A 19,392-nucleotide genomic window follows, 5' to 3' on the forward strand; every position below is an offset into this window, starting at 1 on the left:
TTGTCCGTTCTCGGACACCGATACACTAACAGACGACGACCGATCGGCCCACAGGGCCAAGCCTTTGATTGAAATAGCATGTAACATACTGCGGCCTTACTGCCCTGTGCGGAACAGCAGGCTGGCGTCGCCGTAGGAGTAGAACCGGTAGCCGGTTTCAATGGCATGCGCATAGGCGGCGCGCATGGTGTCGAGGCCGGAGAAGGCACTGACCAGCATGAAAAGGGTTGAGCGCGGCAGGTGGAAGTTGGTCATCAGCATATCGACGGACCGGAACTGAAAGCCGGGCGTGATGAAGATATCGGTATCGCCGATGAACGGCTGCAGCGTGCCGGTGGCACGTGCTGCCGTTTCCAATAGCCGTAGACTTGTCGTTCCCACCGCGACCACCCTGCCCCCCTTGGCCTTGGCGGCGAGTATACGCTCGACTACGGAAGCGGGGATATCACCCCATTCGGCGTGCATGACGTGGTCGTCGGTATCGTCGACCTTCATGGGGAGAAACGTGCCGGCCCCGACATGGAGGGTGACGCGTTCGATGGTGACGCCGAGGTCTGCAAGGCGTTGCAGAAGGGTCTCGGTGAAATGGAGGCCGGCCGTGGGGGCTGCTACTGCGCCGTCGCGGGCGGCGTAGACGGTCTGGTAGTCGGTGTTGTCGCGTTCTTCGGCGTGGCGCTTGGCGCCGATATAGGGCGGTAGCGGCATGGCGCCGTGGGCCTTGATGGCCTCGTCGAGTTCCGCACTACCGAGGTCAAACTCGAGCGTCACCTCGCCGGTGTCGCCTTTGCCGGCGACCGTGGCGAGGAGACTGCCGTCATCACCCAGTTCGAGGCGATCAAGGACGTGCAGGCGCTTGGCCGGACGGGCGAAGGCGCGCCAGGTGTGGGCATCGACGCGCTTGTGGAGGTTGAACGAGACGCTGGCGCGGTTGTCGCCGCGAATGCGGGTGCCGACCAGTTCGGCCGGCAGCACGCGGGTGTCGTTAACGACGAGGACGTCACCTGCATGCAGCAGGCTCAGAAGATCGGTGACCTGGCGATCTTCCAGCGGCTCGCCGGGGCGGACCACCAGGAGGCGAGCAGAATCTCGCGGCTCGACGGGGTAGAGCGCGATGGACTCGTTGGGAAGTTCGAAATCGAAATCGTCGACGCGCATCAGGTGCCCGTGCAGCTCACTGCCCAGGCGCCGTGGCCGGGGATACGGAGCGTGCCGCCGTATACGGCGTCGGCATCGCCTTCGGCGGCCTTGAACAGGCGGAGCTCCGCTATATGGGTGCTCATTGCCTCATCGACAGCATCGATGAGGATCATCTGGTCGTTTTCGTAGGCCTGGCCGACGATGACCGGCTCACCAGGACCATAGGCAGCAGAACTGGCCCAGACCTTTTCGCCGACCGAGATGTTGAGGCCGGCGATGGCGAGGACATCGACGCTGCCGACGAGGAAGTCGAAGGTGGCCAGCCCCTGGGGATCAGCGCAGTTGACCCACTCGGTAGCGACCGAGGGGGTGGCGAGGCCGCAAAGGCCGAGGGCGATTGCGGCCAGCCGGATCATTCGGCGATGTCGGCAGCGACCTTGACGGTCACCATGCTGTCGGGGTCACGCACAGGCTCGCCGCGCTTGATCTTGTCGACGTTTTCCATGCCTTCGATGACCTTGCCCCAGACCGTGTACTGACGGTCGAGGAAGCGGGCGTCGTTGAAGACGATGAAGAACTGGGAATTGGCGCTGTCCGGGTTCTGGGCACGGGCCATCGAGGCAATGCCGCGGACGTGCGGCTCGGCGCTGAATTCCTGCTTCAGGTTCGGGTACTTGGACGAGCCCGTGCCGGTGCCGGTCGGGTCGCCGGTCTGGGCCATGAAGCCGTCGATGACGCGGTGGAAGACGATGCCGTCGTAGAAGCCTTCACGTGCCAGCTTCTTGATGTGGGCGACGTGGTTGGGCGCGAGGTCAGGGCGCATGGCGATGACCACCTTGCCCTTGGTGGTTTCGATGACGAGGGTGTTCTCGGGATCGGCGTAGGCCATTATGGGCTCCTTACTCGTATTTGATGGTGGCGGAGATGATCTTGTCGGGGCTGACCACCGGCTGGTCGCCGTCACCCTTCTTGATCTTGTCGACGATATCCATGCCGGCAACGACCTTGCCCCAGATGGTATACTGACCATCGAGCCAGGGGGCGTCGGCGAACATGATGAAGAACTGGGAGTTGGCGCTGTCGGGGTCACTGGAGCGCGCCGCCGCGACGACGCCGCGGGTGAAGTGCTCGGTGGTGTTGAACTCGGCCTTTAGGTCGGGGAGGTCGGAGCCGCCCATGCCGGTGCCGGTCGGATCACCGCCCTGGGCCATGAAGCCATCGATTACGCGGTGAAAGACGATGCCGTTGTAAAAGCCCTTTTCGGTCAGCTCGATGACGCGCTGGACGTGGTTGGGGGCGAGCTCGGGCAGCAGTTCGATATCGACCGTGCCGTCCTTGAGCTCGAGGATCCAGTGCGGCTTGCCTTCGGCTGCCATGGCGGCGCGGGGCGTGACGATCTGGAGAGCGAAATAGGCAGCAATGGCCGCCACGATGAGGCCGACGATGAGGCCGGCGCGAGTCAGGGGATTGGTCATGCTTTGTTGAGAGCCTTTAGGACAATGGCTGGAACGAAGGCGCTGATGTCGCCACCGAGCTCGGCGATTTGCCGTACGAGCGTGGCCGAGATGTGGCGGACATGCGGGCTGGAGGGCAGGAAGACAGTTTGCAGGTCAGGCGCCATCTGGGCGTTCATGCCGACCATCTGCATTTCGAAATTGTAGTCGGTGGTATCGCGGAGGCCGCGAATGATCAGCCTGGCGCCAGCCTGGCGAGCTGCGGTGACCATGAGGCCGGAGAAATCGACGAACTGGAATTCGGTCTCCGTTCGCTTGCCGATCGGCTCCAGCACGGCCTTCAGGAGGGCGAGGCGATCCTCGTGCGAAAACAGCGGCTTTTTGGCGTGGTGTGTGCCGATGGCGACCACCAGCGTATCGACCAGCTTGCAGGCGCGCTCGATCACATCGAGATGCCCGTTGGTCAGCGGATCGAAGGAACCGGGGTAAAAGCCTACCAGTCTCGCCATTTCGGAGCGCCCTCCCCTCGGTTTTCTGCGCCGGGGTTGTGTCACGGCTGAAAACCGATGGCAAGCCGAAGCGCCCGACAGCCGTTCGGCTTCTGGGTTTTGAAGTGGACGGATCCGGCGTGGCGATTGCCGACGCGGGTAGACCGCATTTTTGGATGGCCGTCGCCACGCCGGATCATCGGGGTCTGAGTTAAGCGTCTGACATCGGGGAGCGTACTGGCAAGCACTCATCGCGACTTGTTACCAAGACGAATCCTGACTTGTCGGTCGGTTGCCAATGCCATCGGCCCGCCAGGGAACGACTTCCCTGGCTCCCGATATCCCCCACCGTTCGTTCGTCGCGACCGCGTCCGTGTGGGGAACGGGGAGGAATGTAGCACTGCTGGAAGGTGTGGGGATAAGTGGTGCCAAGTCACTGACCTAAAACACAAACTCGGTGTCATCCCTGCGCACGCAGGGACCCAACTCACCACCTGCGCGGGCTGATGCTTGGGTCCCAGCTTTCGCTGGGATGACGGCTGGTGGGAGGGGCGACTCTTGGCGGAACCTATGTGCGGTGCTGCGCAACCAGCCAGACAGCGGCGGCGATGAGGATGACGCCGGCGATGCGGTTGACGAGGAGGAGGCGGTTGCCGGCGAGGGTGCTGGCGGCTTTGGCGGAGAGGATGATGTAGGCGCCGTCGGCGAGCAGGCCAGCGGCCATTTCGATGAGACCGAGGACGATGACCTGCGGCCAGGCGGGGTAGCGGGGATCGACGAACTGGGGGAGGAAGGCGCCGAAAAAGATCAGCGCCTTGGGATTGCTCCAGAGCACGACGAAGCCGGCGACGGCCTGCTGGAGCGGCGACCGCGTGGCGATGGCGCGACCGGCGGCGAGGCCGTGGCGGCTGGTGAGGTATCCCCAGCCGATCCAGACCAGATACGCCGCGCCAACATATTTGATGATGTCGTAGGCGGCGGTGACGACACCCGTGACCGCTTCAAGCGCCAGCGCCACAACGAGCACCATGGTGAAGCGCGCAACCTGGACACCGGCTTCCATCCAGAACCCCGCCGCCATGCCGCGCGCCAGCGAGGTGCCGACGACGGCTGAGACGGTGACACCGGGGACGATTACCACCACGAAGGCGGCCACGATGAAAGAGAGCAGGACGGGTAGATCGGGCATGGCGAGGTCTCGGCGGCGCGCTGGGGTAGCACCCGCACCTGGATCACGCCAGTGCCCTGCCCTCAGGCCTTCTTGAGCAGCGCAAGCCAGAGCCCACCGCACATCAGGATAACACCGGAGATGCGGCTGACCAGTTGCACGCGGGTGCGCGTCAGGAGGCCACGGGCGCGCCCAGCGACGATGGCGTAGAGCGAGTCGGTGGCGCCGGCGATGGCCATGAAGAACAGGCCGAGGACGACGATCTGCGGGAAGGTCGGCTGCTCGAGGCTGACGAACTGCGGCAGGAAGGCGCCGAAGAAGATCAGCGCTTTCGGGTTGGCCCAGATGACGAGGAAGCCTTCGAGGATCAGGTCGCGGTAGCGCCTGGTCTTCTGCACTTCGGCAGCACCAAGATCGCCGCTTGAGCGCAGCATCTTGAAGCCCAGCCAGATGAGATAGGCAGCGCCAAGCAGTTTGATCCAGTCAAAGGCAAAGCCCATGAACGCCACAAGCGCCTGCATGCCGCTGGCGACGACGAGGATCATAGTGACGAGGCCAAGCTGCGTGCCGGCGATGATCGAGAGGCCGGCCAGCGTGCCGCGGGCCAGCGCATTGGCGATGATGACGGTGACGGTGGGGCCCGGGACCATCGCGAGGATGAAACAGGCGCCGAGATAAGGGATGAGGGTGGAGAGGGAGAACATGGCTTGGTCCGGAAATAGTTGTGACAAAAATGATCAAAATCGCTGCTGGCGCGGACATGATGTTAACAAGCCGCTCTTTTTACGTCAATTCTCGTCCATACCGCTGTTCGCCTGACTCGAGTTCCAGTTCCCAAGCGAAGCCTAGACTGAGGAGCAGTTGTCGCGAGCCCTCGTTTTGGCGATCTATGGTCGCACTGGCGTGGCGCACCGCATAGACCTCCGCAAGCTCAGTGAGCATTGCCGACACTGCCGCTCGCCCATATCCCCGGCGCCAATGATTGGCGCCGATCACATAACCGATGGACGCGGTGTAGTCTGGGAAGATCGTGGCCTGGACGTAGCCGACGAGAGGTACACGGGCACGGACGACCCAGTTCAGCCAGCGTTCTGTTCCATCTGGCGATTGCCTTGCCTCCAGACGAACGAAGCGAGCCCGCAGGCTCGCCTCGTCAAGGGGTGGTTGATCATCGAGATAGGTGTACAGCCGCGCGTCGGTGAGGAGCGCGAACAGCTCGGAGGCGTGTGCGGCAACCTGCGGTTCGAGGGCAACGCCCTCGCCGGCAAGTACCCGCATCAGCCCTCGCTGCCCTCGCCTGAGGCGGTGGGGGCCTCGCCATCGTCGGGCTGCTCTTCAGGCTCGCTGATGCGCTCGACCGAGACGACCTTTTCGCCGGCCGCTGTCTTGAAGACGCGGACACCCTTGGTGGCGCGGCTGGCAAATCGGATGCCATCGACCGGGACGCGGATCAACTGGCCGCCGTCGGAGACCAGCATGAGCTGGTCGGTCTCGTCGACCGGGAAGGCCGCCACAAGCTGGCCGATCTCATCGAACTTGCTGAGGTCGGTCGCCTGGATGCCTTTGCCGCCGCGGTTGGTCATGCGGAAGTCGAAGGACGAGGAGATCTTGCCGAAGCCGAACTCGGTGAGGGTGAGGACGAACTGCTGCGAGCCGCCCATTTCAGCGTAACGCTCGACCGACAGCGCGACCTCGCCGGACTCCTCTTCGGACTCCTCGACAGGTGCCGTGGCTTCGGTTTCAGCGCCCTCCCCGCTCTGGGCACGACGTGTCGCGCCATATTGCTTGAGGAAGGTGTTGCGCTCGGCCGGTGTCGCCTCGAAGTGGCGGAGGATCGACATGGAGATGACCTTTTCGCCATCGCCGAGAGTGATGCCACGCACGCCGGTTGAATCGCGGCCCTTGAAGACGCGAACATCGCCGACTTCAAAGCGGATGGCGCGGCCGCCGGAGGTGGTGAGCAGCACGTCGTCATTGGCCGAACAGGTGGCGACATCGACGATGCCGTCGCCCTCTTCAAGCTTCATGGCAATCTTGCCGTTGCGGTTGATCTCGACGAAATCGGCCAGCGAGTTGCGGCGTACGGTGCCGCGCGTGGTCGAGAACATGATGTCGAGCTTCTGCCAATCAGCCTCATCCTCGGGCAGCGGCATGATCGAGGTGATGCGTTCGCCCTGATCGAGCGGCAGGATGTTGATCAGTGCCTTGCCGCGCGCCTGGGGCTCGCCCATGGGCAGGCGCCAGACCTTGAGCTTGTAGACCTGCCCGGCGGACGAGAAGAACAGTACGGGCGTATGGGTGTTGGCGACGAAGAGGCGCGAGACGAAATCCTCGTCGCGGGTCGCCATGCCGGAGCGGCCCTTGCCGCCACGGCGCTGCGACCGGTAGGTCGAGAGCGGCACGCGCTTGATATAGCCGCCGTGGGTAACGGTGACGACCATATCCTCGCGGGCGATGAGATCTTCGTCCTCGAAGTCGCCAGCGCTATCGTCGATGGTGGTCTTGCGCGGGGTCGAGAACTGGTCGCGGATTTCGACCAGCTCGTCGCGGATGATAGTACGGACGCGTTCGCGGGAGCGGAGGATCGCGAGACAATCCTCGATGTCGGCGCCAAGCCCGTTCAGTTCGTTGCCGATTTCGTCACGGCCCAGCGCGGTCAGGCGGCTGAGGGTGAGGGCGAGGATGGCGCGGGCCTGCTCGTCGGAAAGCCGGAAGGTGCCATCTTCGCCGATCTTGTGACGCGGATCGTCGATCAGCGCGATGAGTGGCGCCACTTCGCGGGCCGGCCAGTCCCGCAGCATCAGGCTTTCGCGCGCGGCATTGGGATTGGGCGAGGAGCGGATCAGCGCGATGACTTCATCGACATTGGCCACCGCAACTGCGAGACCGACGAGGATGTGGGCGCGATCGCGCGCCTTGTTGAGGAGGAACCGCGTGCGGCGGGTCACCACTTCCTCGCGGAAGTTGATGAAGGCCGTCAGCATGCCGCGGAGGTTCATCAGCTCGGGCTTGCCGCCGTTCAGCGCAACGAAGTTGCAGCCGAAGGATGACTGGAGCGGGGTGAAGCGGAAGATCTGGTTGAGGACGACGTCAGGAACCGCGTCGCGCTTCAGCTCGATGACGACGCGCATGCCGTTACGGTCGGATTCGTCGCGGATGTCGGAGATGCCTTCGATGCGCTTTTCGCGCACCAACTCGGCGATCTTTTCGATCATCGTTGCCTTGTTCACCTGATACGGAATCTCGGTGATGATCAGGGCTTCCTTGTCCTTGCGGATCTCCTCGGACGCGACCTTGCCGCGAATGAGGATGGAGCCCCTGCCCGTCTCGTAGGCCTGGCGGATGCCGGAACGGCCGAGGATGATGCCCGCAGTCGGGAAATCCGGACCGGGCAGCACCTGCATCAGCTCTTCGACGGTGACGAACTCGTTCTCCATCATGGCGAGAACGGCGTCGATCACCTCGCCCAGGTTGTGGGTGGGAACGTTTGTTGCCATGCCGACGGCGATGCCGCTGCCGCCGTTGACCAGGAGATTGGGGAAGCGCGCCGGAAGAACCACCGGCTCGCGCTCGGAACCGTCGTAGTTGTCCTTGAAGTTGACGGTGTCCTTGTCGATGTCATCGAGCAGAGAATCCGCAACCTTGGCCATGCGGACTTCGGTGTAGCGCATGGCGGCCGGCATATCGCCATCAACCGAGCCGAAATTGCCCTGGCCGTCGATAAGCATGACGCGCAGCGAGAAATCCTGCGCCATGCGGACGAGCGAGAAGTACACCGCGTCATTGCCGTGCGGGTGATACTTACCGATCACGTCGCCGACGACGCGCGCCGACTTCACGTAGCTCTTGTTCCAGACGTGGCCCTGATCGTGCATGGAATAGAGAATGCGCCGATGCACCGGCTTCAGCCCGTCGCGCACATCGGGGAGCGCGCGGCTGACGATCACGCTCATGGCGTAATCGAGATACGACTTGCGCATCTCGTCGGAGATGGAGATCGGGGCGATGTCGGACGGCGGCATTGAGCCGGTCGGGTCTTCGGTCTTGTCTGTCACTGGCCGTATTCAGGTTGTCGAAGATTGTGAGGGTCTATGCGATTCCTCGCGGCAAAACCAATGGCCGCATCGGGGATGGGTGCTTTAACACATGGTCTTCCACTGCAAACGTATATCGGCTGCAATGATGCCGAATTCGAGGCCCTTGCACCAAATGGAGTGGGTTTGCGGCAACGGCGGGTGGAAATCGGGTCTCGCGGGGCAAGCAATCGGGGGTGAGCGGCTGGACGCGGGCGGATTGAGGCCTTAGTAATCCGCGCCAAATTCGGGGCGGCGACAGTTTAGGGAGTTGATTCTATTGTCCAAGGATTCGTTGGGATCCCGCCTATGGAATTGGGCCTTCGGGCATGATCGCACCATCGGTTTCGGCCTTGAGCAGCTCGGCCATCTCACCCTGAAACGCCCACGCGCGGTGGCACTGTTTGTGCTGCTGGTCTCGATATTCTGCGCGGTCCAACTGCCGCGCATCAGCGTTGATGGCGACTTGCTGCGCGTCTACGCACATTCAGGCCCGGAATATGACGCCTACGATCATCTGTCGCAGACGTTCGGTACGTTTGAGAACGACATCTATATCCTGGTCAAGACCGACCGGCTGACCGACCCGGAGGTGCTGGAGAACATCCGCACCATGGCGCTCGACCTTGCCAACTCGGACTATATTTCGGGAACAATGTCGGCGTTCACGCTGAGAAAACCGGCGGCGGATGGGACCACCCTGCCTGCTGTGCCCGAGGGGATGACGAGCCCGGAGGAGATCCGGCAGGCGCTGACCGACCTGCAGCAGAACGACCCGATGATGCGCAACCTCATCAACCCGGACCTCTCCGGTGTGGTGGTGATCGTGTTCCCCAAGCCGGAAGCTACAAAGGGCAACGGCACCAAGGCGATGATCAAGGATCTTCGCGAACTGGTTTCGGCCTACCAGATGGATGGCGTCGACATCCAGCTCACCGGCCCGCCGATCTGGACCTCGGAAATGCTGACGGCCGCTGTGGGCGACCAGGTAAAGTTCACGGTTTACGGCTTCGTGCTGGGCGCGCTGATTGCGCTGCTGTCGCTGCGCTCGCTGGTCGGCGCGCTGCTGGTGGCGGCGACGCCGTTTGTTGCCGTGATGTGGGTGATGGGCGTCGTGATTTTCGCCTTCGGCTCATTCTCGTTCCTCACCATCATCGTGACGACGATCGTCTTGGTGATCGCCTTCGCCGAAAGCCTGTTCTTCATCTTCAACTGGCTCGCCTACTGGCGCGATGGCATGGATCCATACAAGGCTGTGGACGAGACCGTGCGGGTGGTGGGTCCGGCGAGCTCGCTGACCATGCTGACGACGCTGGTGTCATTCGCCTCTCTGTCGCTGACCGCAGGCCAGGGCATCCAGGAATTCTCGATGGCCGGCACGATCGCGTCGCTGACCAATTTCGTCTGCCTGATGACCTTCCTGCCGCTGCTGCTGAAGCTGGCGGTGCGGATGGGGTTCAAGGCGCCCAAGCCGAGCTTTGCGATCAGCGCACCGATCCCGGTGGCCTGGTTTGTGGCGCGGAAGTTCGGGCGTGCCGTGGCGGCGCTGGCGATCGTCGGCACCGGGCTACTGCTGATCCCCTACTTCCTGATCCAGCCGCACTTCTCTTTCGAAGACTTCATGGCCAAGGATTCGACCGCTTTGACGGCGGCCGAAAACATCGACCAGGGCGTGGGCGGTGTGGCGCCGCTCTATATCAGCGTGCCGCTCGACGAAGGCATCGCCAATGTGGGCGACAAGGACTTCGAAAAGGTCAAGGTCGTGCATGAGATTGCCGAGAAGTATCTCGGCAAGAACAAGGTGATCTCGGCGGCAGCATTCACGCACTACGCCGAATCCGGGTTCACCCGCGAGCAGATTTTCAACGCGGTGGGCGACCTGAAGCGGCGCTTCGTGACGGACGCTGGCGACAAGGCGCTGGTGACCGGCTTCATGCCGACAATCATCAGTTCCGAGGAACTGATCAAGCTCAAGGAAGGCATTCAGAACGACATCAAGGCGGCCGGTATCGAGGGCGCTGAGGTGGGAGGGTTCCGGGTGATGACCACGTACGCGACCGACAATATCGTGCGCGGCCTGCAACTCGATCTCACCATCTCGGTGATCGTCAACCTGTTCCTGATCGGCTTTGCGTTCCGCTCGCTCAGGGTGGCAACTGCCACCGCCATTCCAAACCTCTTCCCGATCCTTGGCACCGAGGCCTATCTCTATTTCTCAGGCTCGGGACTGCAGTTGACGACTGTGCTGTCGCTGACGATCGCGTTCGGTATTGCGGTGGACGACACCACGCACTTCCTGTCGCACTATCTGCATGCGCGGCGCGAAGAGGGCTACAGCCACATGGATGCGGTTCATCACACGATGGAACGGATCGGCGGTGCCATCGTTGCTGCAACGCTGATCCTTTGCTCCGGCACGGCGATCGTGATGTTTTCGGAACTGCCGCAGGTCGCCTTGTTCGGGACCTTGTTTGTGATAACGCTCGCCCTTGCATTGATCGGCGATGTGTTCATTCTGCCGGCTCTGCTTGTCGCCGGGGGGCGATACTTTCATCCGCTTGGAGGCGTTAGGAAATGAAATTGTTCGGACCCCTGCCGCGTGCTGTCGCGCTCGCTGGTCTCGTGGCTCTTACCCCGTTGGCGGCAAGCCCCGTCTTCGCTGCCAAAGCGGATGTGGAGTTGCTGAAGTCCTATATCGGTACCTGGAAGGGCCGCGGCGAAATGATCGGCGCCGAAAAGGAAGCCGTGGTCTGCCGCATGACGCTGTCGCCGGGCAATGACGACAAGGTCAACTATTCGGGCCGCTGCACGCTGGCGGGCACCACTCTGTCGGTCAATGGCACGCTCGCCTACAACGACAGCGCCAACCGCTTCGAAGCGGCGATGACCTCGAACGTGACGTTCAACGGACTCGCCGTCGGCAAGCGCCAGGGCGATGGGCTGGTGTTCAACCTCAAGGAACGCGACAAGGACGAGGAAGGCAACGATCTGACGATCAGCGCGGCGATCACGCTGAAGCCGGCAAAGATCAATGTCGATTTCGACGTTCTGTTCAACGCCAACGGCAGCACGCTGAAGGCCTCGGTACCGTTCACGAAGTAAGTGCGCCTATAAGCGGAAAATATAAGGGCGGTCCCAAGGGCCGCCCTTTTTGTTTGACAATTCGCTGAGACGAACTCTCAGAACGGGATGTCGTCATCCATGCTGCCGGACTGGAAGGCGGGGGCGGATGGGGCTGGACGGCGGCCTTCGGGGCGGCTGCCGCCGGTCGACTCGCGCGGCGCAGAGAAGCCGGTCGACTGGCCTTCGCCATCACCACGGCCATCGAGCATGGTGAGGGTCGAATTGAAGCCCTGCAGCACGATTTCGGTCGAGTACTTGTCGGCGCCGGATTGATCCTGCCATTTGCGGGTCTGCAGCTGGCCTTCGATGTAGACCTTGGAGCCCTTGTGCAAATATTGCTCGGCGACGCGGACCAGGCCTTCCGAGAAGATCACCACGCGGTGCCACTCGGTGCGTTCCTTGCGCTCGCCGGAGTTCTTGTCACGCCACTGCTCGGAGGTCGCGACCGACAGGTTCACCACCTTGCCGCCATTGGGCAGGTTCCGCACCTCGGGCTCGTTGCCGAGATTGCCCACCAGAATGACCTTGTTCACACTACCAGCCATGGCATTTCCTTTCTTTCCCGGAGCGCGCCAGCTTTGGCGCACGTCCTACCGCACTGAAGGGCGTATGTTATCGGGTTCACCGGAGCAGCGCCCCAACAAAGCGTTAGCACCCACAGGAACCGCTGTTTGTTCCTTATATGTTCTCTTTTGCTGCTACAGAGTCAATAGCTCGACCGCGTGATTTCACGCGCTTGGCTGCGAGCCGCCCATCAGGGCCGCAACACGTGCCGCGTCCACAGGAGTGGCGGGGGTGTAGACCACCATCTCGAGATCAGGCCGGCCATCGACGGCAAAGGACGAGTATTCGAGGTTGAGCAAGCCCGCGCGCGGGTGACGCAGCGTCTTGATGATCTCGCCATATGTGCTGCGCACCTCGTTTTCGGCCCAGATCGCTGCAAATTCGGGGCTGATGCGGTGGAGTTCATCAACCAGCGCCTGCACCTTGTCGGCAGCGCCGGCTCGGGCGACGTCGGCCCGAAAGGCAGCAACGACGTAGCGGGCTGAAGCCAGCCAATCCGCTTGCGCCTCACGCATGCGCGGATCGCAGAACATCATGCGCAGGACGTTGCGCCGCTCCGGTTCAACCTGGCTGTAGTCGATCAGCACCGCCCTTGCGGCCTGGTTCCAGGCGATTATGTCCCAGGTCGAGGTGCGGATGGTCGCCGGCGTGGCGACGAATGCATCCAGAACGCGTTGCAGGCGCGGGGTCACGGGGTCGGGCGTGCGGTAGAGCACCTGTGGCGGGCGGCCGAGGCCGAGGAGGAACAGGTGCTCGCGCTCTACTTCAGTCAGCAGCAGAGCGCGGGAGATGCGGTCGAGAACGTCGGCCGAGGCCGCGCCGCCGCGTCCCTGCTCCAGCCAGGTGTACCAGGTGGGGCTGACATTGGCGCGCTGCGCCACCTCCTCGCGACGCAGACCGGGCGTGCGCCGCCGCGTCATCGGCAGCCCGAACGCCGTGGGGTCAAGCCTGGTCCTGCGGTCCTTGAGAAAGGTGCCGAGAAGGTTTTCGCTGATGGCAGACATGGAGGCCTGTTGGTTCTTATACCTGGATAATGTCACTACTTTACCCGGATAAGAGGAGGCATCACAAGGGGACAACTTAAATGGAGAAGTGTCCCATGCGTGTTTTCGTGACCGGCGCGACCGGGTTTGTCGGCTCGGCCGTCGTCAAGGAGTTGTTGTCGACTGGGCATCAGGTGCTGGGCCTGACGCGGTCGGAGGCAGGTGCCGAGGCACTGTTCGCTGCTGGCGCAGAGGTCCATCGCGGCAATATAGATGATCTCGAAAGTCTGAGGGTAGGCGCGACTGGCGTCGATGGCGTGATCCACACGGCCTTCAACCACAATTTCTCGACCTATCTCGCTAACTGCGCCGCCGACCTTGAGATCATCAAGGCGCTTGGGGCGCCGCTGGCTGGATCAGGGCGTCCGCTGATTGTCACGGCAGGGACGGGCTTCTCCGCCGATGGAGTCCGAGTCCCCGACTATGCCGCGCATCCGCGTCTTACGTCGGAAGGTGCCGCTGCGGCTGTCGCAGGCACCGGGGTCAACGTCTCGGTTATGCGGCTGCCGCCCTCGGTGCATGGCGAGGGTGACCATGGGTTCATTCCAATGATCATCAGGTCGGCCCGCGAAAAGGGCATTTCCGCTTATCTTGGGGACGGGCAGAACCGCTGGCCGTCGGTGCATCGGCTGGACGCCGCGCGGCTGTTTCGGCTGGCACTGGAGAAGGCGGAGCCCGAGGCCTGGTATCACGGGGTCGCTGACGAGGGTGTGGCGTTCAAGGATATCGCGGGGGTGATCGGGCGGCAGCTCGGCGTTCCCGTGGTGAGCCTCACGCCGGATGAGGCCGCTGCGCATTTCGGCTTCCTCGCAGGTTTCGCCGGGATGGACCTGCCCTCCTCAAGCGCAGCAACGCGTGCTTCGCTTGGGTGGCAGCCGGTCGAGTCAGACCTGTTGGCCGATCTTGGCGAAGGGCACTATTTCACGTCCCGCCCGTCTCACTAGAGGGGAAATCCTGCCCGGGAGCCGGAATATTCGGAACGCTCCGCACTGGGGCGCCGCAATTGGCGACGCCGCCCGGTACCATGTTCGCGCGACTGGCCGCCGGGCACACTTTGGGGTCAGCAGGCACCAGCAGGCCAGTCAGGATCGGTGGGTCATCGTCAAAATAGTACATGCCTGCAAGATTTTCAGTCGTGAGGCCGGATACGCAATTCAGTTCACTACACAGCGTTGCTCCGCTGATATTCACCTCGAACATAGAGGTGCCCTCAAAACTGGTGCGCCTCAGGTCGGCGCCAGCGAAGCTCGATGATGAGATCTCACAGTTTTCGAATGACGTATCCTCGATGTAGGCGTCGTTGAAGACGGACGACTCAATGCGGCAGTGATTGAACGCCACCCGTGAGAAGTTGCTGGAGTAGAAGCGCGCGTCGAACAGCCCTACTCCGTCAAACGTGCTGTCGTAGAAGTTGACCCCATCGAATTGAGAGCGCTCGATGACATAGCGCATGGTTTGCCGAGGCGGGAGATCGGCGACCGAGACGGCCTTGGAAGGCGACTCCAAAAGCTCGATTTCGCCAATATACATCGTCGGCTGGCACCGCGGCCCCGGTGCTGTCCTGGCCACCAGACCTGTGCCGCAATTGAGCTGCAGGCCGGTAAGATTGCGCCCACTCGACAGAATGGTCCGCGCGGCCTCGCCGATGTCGAAGAGGCCCGGTGGCGGATTGAGCAGCATTTGACGCGCCTCCGAGACCTGCTGGTCCCGGCGCGTCTCGTTAGCGACGTCCAGCGCTTGCGCTGCGTAATAGACACTCACGGCGCCAACGATGAACGAGCTGAGTTCAACGGCAATCAGCAGCAGGCGAAACGGTGGCGACTCGATCCAGAGATCGATCCATCCCTTGGTCCAACTCTGCTGGCGCCCTTCAACGGCGGGCGTTGCGGTCGCTTCTGGCAAGGTCTCAGACATCTGCACTCCCTGGGAAGCGGGCGCCGTCTGGGCAATCTGGCACCGGATATGCTTTTTACGCAACCCGGCAGCTTAGGCGCGGATTTGAGTCGGCGAAGAACACAGGCTGGCGGCCGGCCGAAGTGGACCTGCTCACAGACCCGTGACGCGCGGCACTTACTTCGATCCTGCTGCCACCCGCGCGTTTGGCACACCAAGGAGGTCCACCATCATGCGCCGATAGAGGACATAGGCCGCGCGGTTGGCGCCTAGCCTCGATAGAAGCACGGCAGGCACTATCACCTTCCAGTAGAGCTGCAGCAGGCGCGCCCTGCCCTCGTGCGTTGCGGCGAGGGCTTCAGCAACGGCGGGCGCCTCGTCATAGTAGCGGGCAATCTGGGCACGCCCTTCGGCGAACTGGCTCATCCAGCCATCGCGAAATTGCCGCAGGCTGCGCAGTTCGAAGCAATCGTCATTGAGGCCGACAACCGCACAGCAGGCGGTGGTGAGGAAGCACCCGCCGTCGTAGTTTATGGCGTTGGGGTCATAGTGGCATGGCGATGCGAGGTCGGCCTCAGCCATGCTCTGCATCGAGGGGAGCAGGGTTGAATTGACGAACTCGGCAAAGGCGCCCGTCTCGACCGTCAACTGGCTGTAGACGGTCCCTCCGGCGACGAGATCGGCACGAAAAGCACCGTCACGCATCAGGTTCTCGTAGATCTTCTGGGCGGCGTCGCCAGTGAAGCTGACGTCACGGCTGGTCGGATCGAACTCGCCCTTTTTCAGCTCCCACTCACCAAACTCCGTACCGTCGAGATACATCGCCAGCCCGATGGGGACGCCTTGATCGTGCGAGAGTTGCACGATGCCATAGTACTGCCCGTCCTTGCCGTAGGCGGTCAGCGGCGTTTCGAAGGCTATGCTGGATGCCGTCAAGGCATTGGTGGTGACATCGCGAACCAGGCTGCCTTTCGCCAATGCGAGCCCCTGAGTCTGCAGGCCGCCATGCGCGTCGTCCGCAAACAACACGATATTTTCGCCGCTCGCTTTGATCTGCGCGACAAAAGCAAACTGAGCGCCGGTCGCGGTGACGGTGTAATTATTGGCGGGATTGCTGAACGTGCCGGAGTTGGAACCGGTGCTGCAGGGCACCACGTCGGTGGTCGTCTCCTCGGCACGAGTTGCCGAAGGGAGGAGCCCGGTTGCGCCGAAAAATGCCAGTCCCGCCAGCAAGCGGCGGCGTGACGCCTGAAATACCATGATACTGCCCCCCGAGGATGATCCTATTGCCTGGCTAGGACGGCGGCAATCGAAAGCTCCTTGGGCCGGACAGCCAGCGCCCTTGACCGAATCTCGTTTGTTCTGCTTATGTTCTGTTGTAAACGTCACTGCGGTCCAATCCGTCGCGATGACAAATGCGTATCGGTCGTGGTTAGATTGTAAGTCCGGTGACGAATACCCAGATGAGCGGCCCGGCACCCCACTTTTTTTGAACCCTGACACGATCTGGCACATTGCGGCTGTATGGTCGCGCGCCCTGCAGGTGGAAGTTTTTTGATGGCCAACCGACCGAACCCGAACCGCGACCTCGTCATCCGTGGCGCCAAGGAGCACAACCTCAAGAACATCGACCTGAGGTTACCCCGCGACAGCCTGATCGTGATGACCGGGCTTTCGGGCTCGGGCAAGTCATCGCTGGCGTTCGACACGATCTATGCCGAAGGGCAGCGGCGCTATGTCGAGAGCCTTTCGGCTTACGCCCGGCAGTTTCTCGAGATGATGCAGAAGCCCGATGTCGAGCAGATCGACGGGCTGTCGCCGGCCATCTCCATCGAGCAGAAGACCACCAGCCGCAATCCGCGCTCGACCGTGGGAACGGTCACCGAAATCTATGACTATCTGCGCCTGCTGTTTGCGCGCGTCGGCATTCCCTATTCGCCGGTCACCGGCCTGCCGATCCAGGCGCAGACGGTGTCGCAGATGGTGGACATCATCATGGCGCTGCCCGAAGGCGTGCGGCTCTACCTGCTGGCGCCGATCGCGCGGGGGCGGAAGGGTGAGTATAAGCGCGAGCTGAACGACCTGATGCGCAAGGGCTTTCAGCGCGTCAAGATCGACGGGGAATTCCACGATATCGAGGATGCGCCGAACCTCGACAAGAAGATCAAGCATGACGTGGAAGTCGTTGTAGATCGAATCGTAACCGGTCCGGACATTGCCGGTCGCCTGGCGGAAAGCCTCGAGACCGCGCTCAAGCTCGCCGATGGCATCGCGTTTGCGGAATATGCCGATGAGCAGGAGGCGGACGGGGCGCCAAAGCGCATCATCTTTTCGGAAAAGTTCGCCGATCCGATTTCGGGCTTCACCATTCCCGAAATCGAGCCGCGGCTGTTCTCGTTCAACAACCCCTATGGCGCCTGCCCGGTCTGCGATGGCCTCGGGACCGAGCAGAAGATCGACCCGAACCTGATCGTCCCTGATGCGTCGCTGTCGCTGCGTGACGGCGCCATCCTGCCGTGGAGCAAGACCTCGGCGCCCTACTACCAGCAGACGCTGCAGGCGGTGGTGAAGCATTTCGGTGCGTCGCTGGGGACTGCCTGGGAAGAGCTGCCGTTCGATGTGCAGCATGCGGTGCTCTATGGCACCGGCAAGACGGCGATCAACTTCGTCTATGACGACGGTCTCCGCACTTACAAGAGCACCAAGCCCTTCGAAGGGGTGATCGGCAACCTTGAGCGGCGCTACAAGGAAACCGAGAGCGCCGGCATGCGCGAGGAGATCGAGCGGTACATGTCGCAGGCGCCTTGCCTAGCGTGTAGCGGCTTCCGGTTGAAGCCCGAGAGCCTCGCAGTCAAGATCGACGGCCTGCATATCGGGCAGGTTTCAGAGAAGTCGATCCGCGCGGCTGCCGAATGGTTCAAGGACCTGCCGGCAAAGCTCAGCGTGCAGCAGAACCAGATCGGCGAGCGTATCTTCAAGGAGATCCGCGAGCGGCTGGGGTTCCTCAACGATGTGGGGCTCGACTACCTGACGCTGGCGCGCAATTCTGGGTCGCTGTCCGGGGGGGAGAGCCAGCGCATCCGGCTCGCCAGCCAGATCGGCTCCGGGCTGACGGGCGTGCTGTATGTGCTCGACGAGCCCTCGATCGGGCTGCATCAGCGCGACAATGCGCGGCTGCTGGAAACGCTGCGGCGGCTGCGCGATATCGGCAATACGGTGATCGTGGTCGAGCACGATGAGGATGCCATCCTCACGGCCGACTACGTGGTCGATATCGGGCCGGGTGCGGGTGTCCATGGTGGGCATATCGTGGCTGAAGGCTCACCCGCCGATATTCTCAACAATCCCAACAGCATAACCGGGAAATATCTCTCCGGCGTCATGCAGATCCCGATGCCGGTTGAGCGGCGCACGCCCTCTAAAACGCGGAAGCTCCATATCGATGGGGCGACTGGCAACAACCTCAAGAACGTCTCAGTCGATGTGCCTCTTGGGCTGTTCGTGGCGATCACGGGTGTGTCGGGCGGCGGCAAGTCGACGCTGATGATCGACACGATGTACCAGGCCGTGGCGCGGCGGCTGAACGGCGCGCGGGTCACCCCCGCCCCGCACAATCACCTCACCGGGCTCGAATTCCTCGACAAGGTCATCGATATCGACCAGTCACCGATCGGGCGCACGCCGCGCTCGAACCCTGCGACCTATACCGGCGCGTTCACACCGATGCGCGAGTGGTTTGCCGGGCTGCCCGAGGCCAAGGCGCGCGGCTACGGGCCGGGGCGGTTTTCGTTCAACGTCAAGGGCGGGCGCTGCGAGAAGTGCGAGGGTGATGGCGTCATCAAGATCGAGATGCACTTCCTGCCAGATGTTTACGTGACCTGCGAAGTCTGCAAGGGGCACCGCTACAACCGCGAGACGCTGGAAGTGCAGTTCAAAGGCAAGTCGATCGCCGACGTGCTCGACATGACGATCGACGAGGCAGTGGAGTTCTTCGCCGCGGTGCCGTCGATCCGCGAGAAGTTCGCGACGCTGCAGCGGGTGGGCCTCGGCTACGTCAAGGTTGGCCAGCCGGCGACGACGCTTTCAGGCGGCGAGGCACAGCGCGTCAAGCTATCGAAGGAACTGAGCAAGCGTGCGACGGGCCGGACGCTTTATATGCTCGATGAGCCGACGACCGGGCTGCATTTCCACGACATCGCCAAGCTGCTGGAAGTGCTGCACGAGCTGGTGGACACCGGGAACTCTGTAGTGGTGATCGAGCACAACCTCGAAGTCATCAAGACCGCGGACTGGATCATCGACATGGGTCCTGAAGGCGGCGATGGTGGTGGCGAAGTGGTGGGCATCGGCACGCCCGAGGACATCGCTGCCAACAAGCGGTCCTATACCGGCAAGTTCCTCAAGGAAGTCATGGAGCGACGCCCGCAGCGGACGCAGGCGGCGGAGTAA

Annotated in this window: 17 protein-coding genes; 4 read left to right on the forward strand and 13 right to left on the reverse strand. The window is 62.5% G+C overall.

What is annotated here, in order from left to right; all coding sequences use genetic code 11:
• Positions 1 to 96: 96 nt before the first annotated feature.
• From queA to gyrA, 9 genes are all read right to left on the reverse strand, one after another.
• Positions 97 to 1,155: a tRNA preQ1(34) S-adenosylmethionine ribosyltransferase-isomerase QueA gene (gene queA, locus ACO06J_RS07565; RefSeq protein ID WP_421760093.1), complete on the reverse strand. Its 1,059-nt coding sequence runs from the start codon at positions 1,153 to 1,155 to the stop codon at positions 97 to 99.
• Positions 1,155 to 1,553: a hypothetical protein gene (locus ACO06J_RS07570; protein WP_421760094.1), complete on the reverse strand. Its 399-nt coding sequence runs from the start codon at positions 1,551 to 1,553 to the stop codon at positions 1,155 to 1,157. Before ACO06J_RS07570 ends, queA begins: the two co-directional genes overlap by 1 nt.
• Complete coding sequence (locus tag ACO06J_RS07575) at positions 1,550 to 2,026, reverse strand: peptidylprolyl isomerase (RefSeq protein WP_421760095.1); 477 nt, start codon at positions 2,024 to 2,026, stop codon at positions 1,550 to 1,552. The genes ACO06J_RS07570 and ACO06J_RS07575 overlap by 4 nt, the downstream gene beginning before the upstream one ends.
• Positions 2,027 to 2,036: 10 nt before the next feature.
• Entirely contained in the window at positions 2,037 to 2,612 is a 576-nt protein-coding gene (locus ACO06J_RS07580; RefSeq protein WP_421760096.1) for a peptidylprolyl isomerase, read from the reverse strand.
• Positions 2,609 to 3,100, reverse strand: a complete 492-nt coding sequence (gene coaD / locus ACO06J_RS07585) for a pantetheine-phosphate adenylyltransferase (protein WP_421760097.1) — start codon at positions 3,098 to 3,100, stop codon at positions 2,609 to 2,611. Before coaD ends, ACO06J_RS07580 begins: the two co-directional genes overlap by 4 nt.
• A gap of 547 nt (positions 3,101 to 3,647) precedes the next feature.
• Positions 3,648 to 4,268 carry a LysE family translocator gene (locus ACO06J_RS07590; RefSeq protein WP_421760098.1) on the reverse strand — a complete coding sequence of 207 codons (621 nt, stop codon included), beginning with the start codon at positions 4,266 to 4,268 and terminating at the stop codon, positions 3,648 to 3,650.
• A gap of 62 nt (positions 4,269 to 4,330) precedes the next feature.
• Positions 4,331 to 4,951, reverse strand: a complete 621-nt coding sequence (locus tag ACO06J_RS07595; protein ID WP_421760099.1) for a LysE family translocator — start codon at positions 4,949 to 4,951, stop codon at positions 4,331 to 4,333.
• 79 nt (positions 4,952 to 5,030) lie between these two features.
• Positions 5,031 to 5,525: a GNAT family N-acetyltransferase gene (locus ACO06J_RS07600; RefSeq protein WP_421760100.1), complete on the reverse strand. Its 495-nt coding sequence runs from the start codon at positions 5,523 to 5,525 to the stop codon at positions 5,031 to 5,033.
• On the reverse strand, positions 5,525 to 8,269 hold the full coding sequence (gene gyrA / locus ACO06J_RS07605; RefSeq protein ID WP_421762466.1) for a DNA gyrase subunit A: 2,745 nt from the start codon (positions 8,267 to 8,269) through the stop codon (positions 5,525 to 5,527). Before gyrA ends, ACO06J_RS07600 begins: the two co-directional genes overlap by 1 nt.
• Before the next feature lie 331 nt (positions 8,270 to 8,600).
• Here gyrA and ACO06J_RS07610 point away from each other — a divergent pair, with 331 nt between their 5' ends.
• Entirely contained in the window at positions 8,601 to 10,898 is a 2,298-nt protein-coding gene (locus ACO06J_RS07610) for an efflux RND transporter permease subunit (protein ID WP_421760101.1), read from the forward strand.
• Positions 10,895 to 11,422, forward strand: coding sequence for a hypothetical protein (locus tag ACO06J_RS07615; RefSeq protein ID WP_421760102.1), 528 nt, complete (start codon positions 10,895 to 10,897; stop codon positions 11,420 to 11,422). Before ACO06J_RS07610 ends, ACO06J_RS07615 begins: the two co-directional genes overlap by 4 nt.
• Before the next feature lie 77 nt (positions 11,423 to 11,499).
• Here ACO06J_RS07615 and ssb read toward each other — a convergent pair whose 3' ends face one another.
• Together ssb and ACO06J_RS07625 are read right to left on the reverse strand one after the other, a co-directional pair.
• The gene (ssb, locus tag ACO06J_RS07620) at positions 11,500 to 11,988 is read right to left on the reverse strand and encodes a single-stranded DNA-binding protein (RefSeq protein ID WP_421760103.1); all 489 of its coding nucleotides are present in this window, start codon (positions 11,986 to 11,988) and stop codon (positions 11,500 to 11,502) included.
• A 183-nt stretch (positions 11,989 to 12,171) separates the two neighbouring features.
• The gene (locus ACO06J_RS07625; protein ID WP_421760104.1) at positions 12,172 to 13,011 is read right to left on the reverse strand and encodes a helix-turn-helix transcriptional regulator; all 840 of its coding nucleotides are present in this window, start codon (positions 13,009 to 13,011) and stop codon (positions 12,172 to 12,174) included.
• A gap of 95 nt (positions 13,012 to 13,106) precedes the next feature.
• Here ACO06J_RS07625 and ACO06J_RS07630 point away from each other — a divergent pair, with 95 nt between their 5' ends.
• Entirely contained in the window at positions 13,107 to 13,994 is an 888-nt protein-coding gene (locus ACO06J_RS07630) for an SDR family oxidoreductase (protein WP_421760105.1), read from the forward strand.
• Here the strand turns inward: ACO06J_RS07630 and ACO06J_RS07635 are convergent.
• Both ACO06J_RS07635 and ACO06J_RS07640 read right to left on the reverse strand, forming a co-directional pair.
• Positions 13,972 to 14,952, reverse strand: a complete 981-nt coding sequence (locus ACO06J_RS07635) for a pentapeptide repeat-containing protein (RefSeq protein WP_421760106.1) — start codon at positions 14,950 to 14,952, stop codon at positions 13,972 to 13,974. The genes ACO06J_RS07630 and ACO06J_RS07635 overlap by 23 nt on opposite strands.
• 168 nt (positions 14,953 to 15,120) lie before the next feature.
• Positions 15,121 to 16,203 (reverse strand): hypothetical protein, encoded by a 1,083-nt coding sequence (locus ACO06J_RS07640; RefSeq protein ID WP_421760107.1) that lies wholly within the window; start codon positions 16,201 to 16,203, stop codon positions 15,121 to 15,123.
• Between the two features lie 297 nt (positions 16,204 to 16,500).
• Between ACO06J_RS07640 and uvrA the strand changes: the two genes are divergently transcribed.
• Positions 16,501 to 19,392: an excinuclease ABC subunit UvrA gene (gene uvrA / locus ACO06J_RS07645; protein ID WP_421760108.1), complete on the forward strand. Its 2,892-nt coding sequence runs from the start codon at positions 16,501 to 16,503 to the stop codon at positions 19,390 to 19,392.

Source organism: Devosia sp., assembly GCF_965229025.1.
Lineage (GTDB): Bacteria > Pseudomonadota > Alphaproteobacteria > Rhizobiales > Devosiaceae > Devosia_A.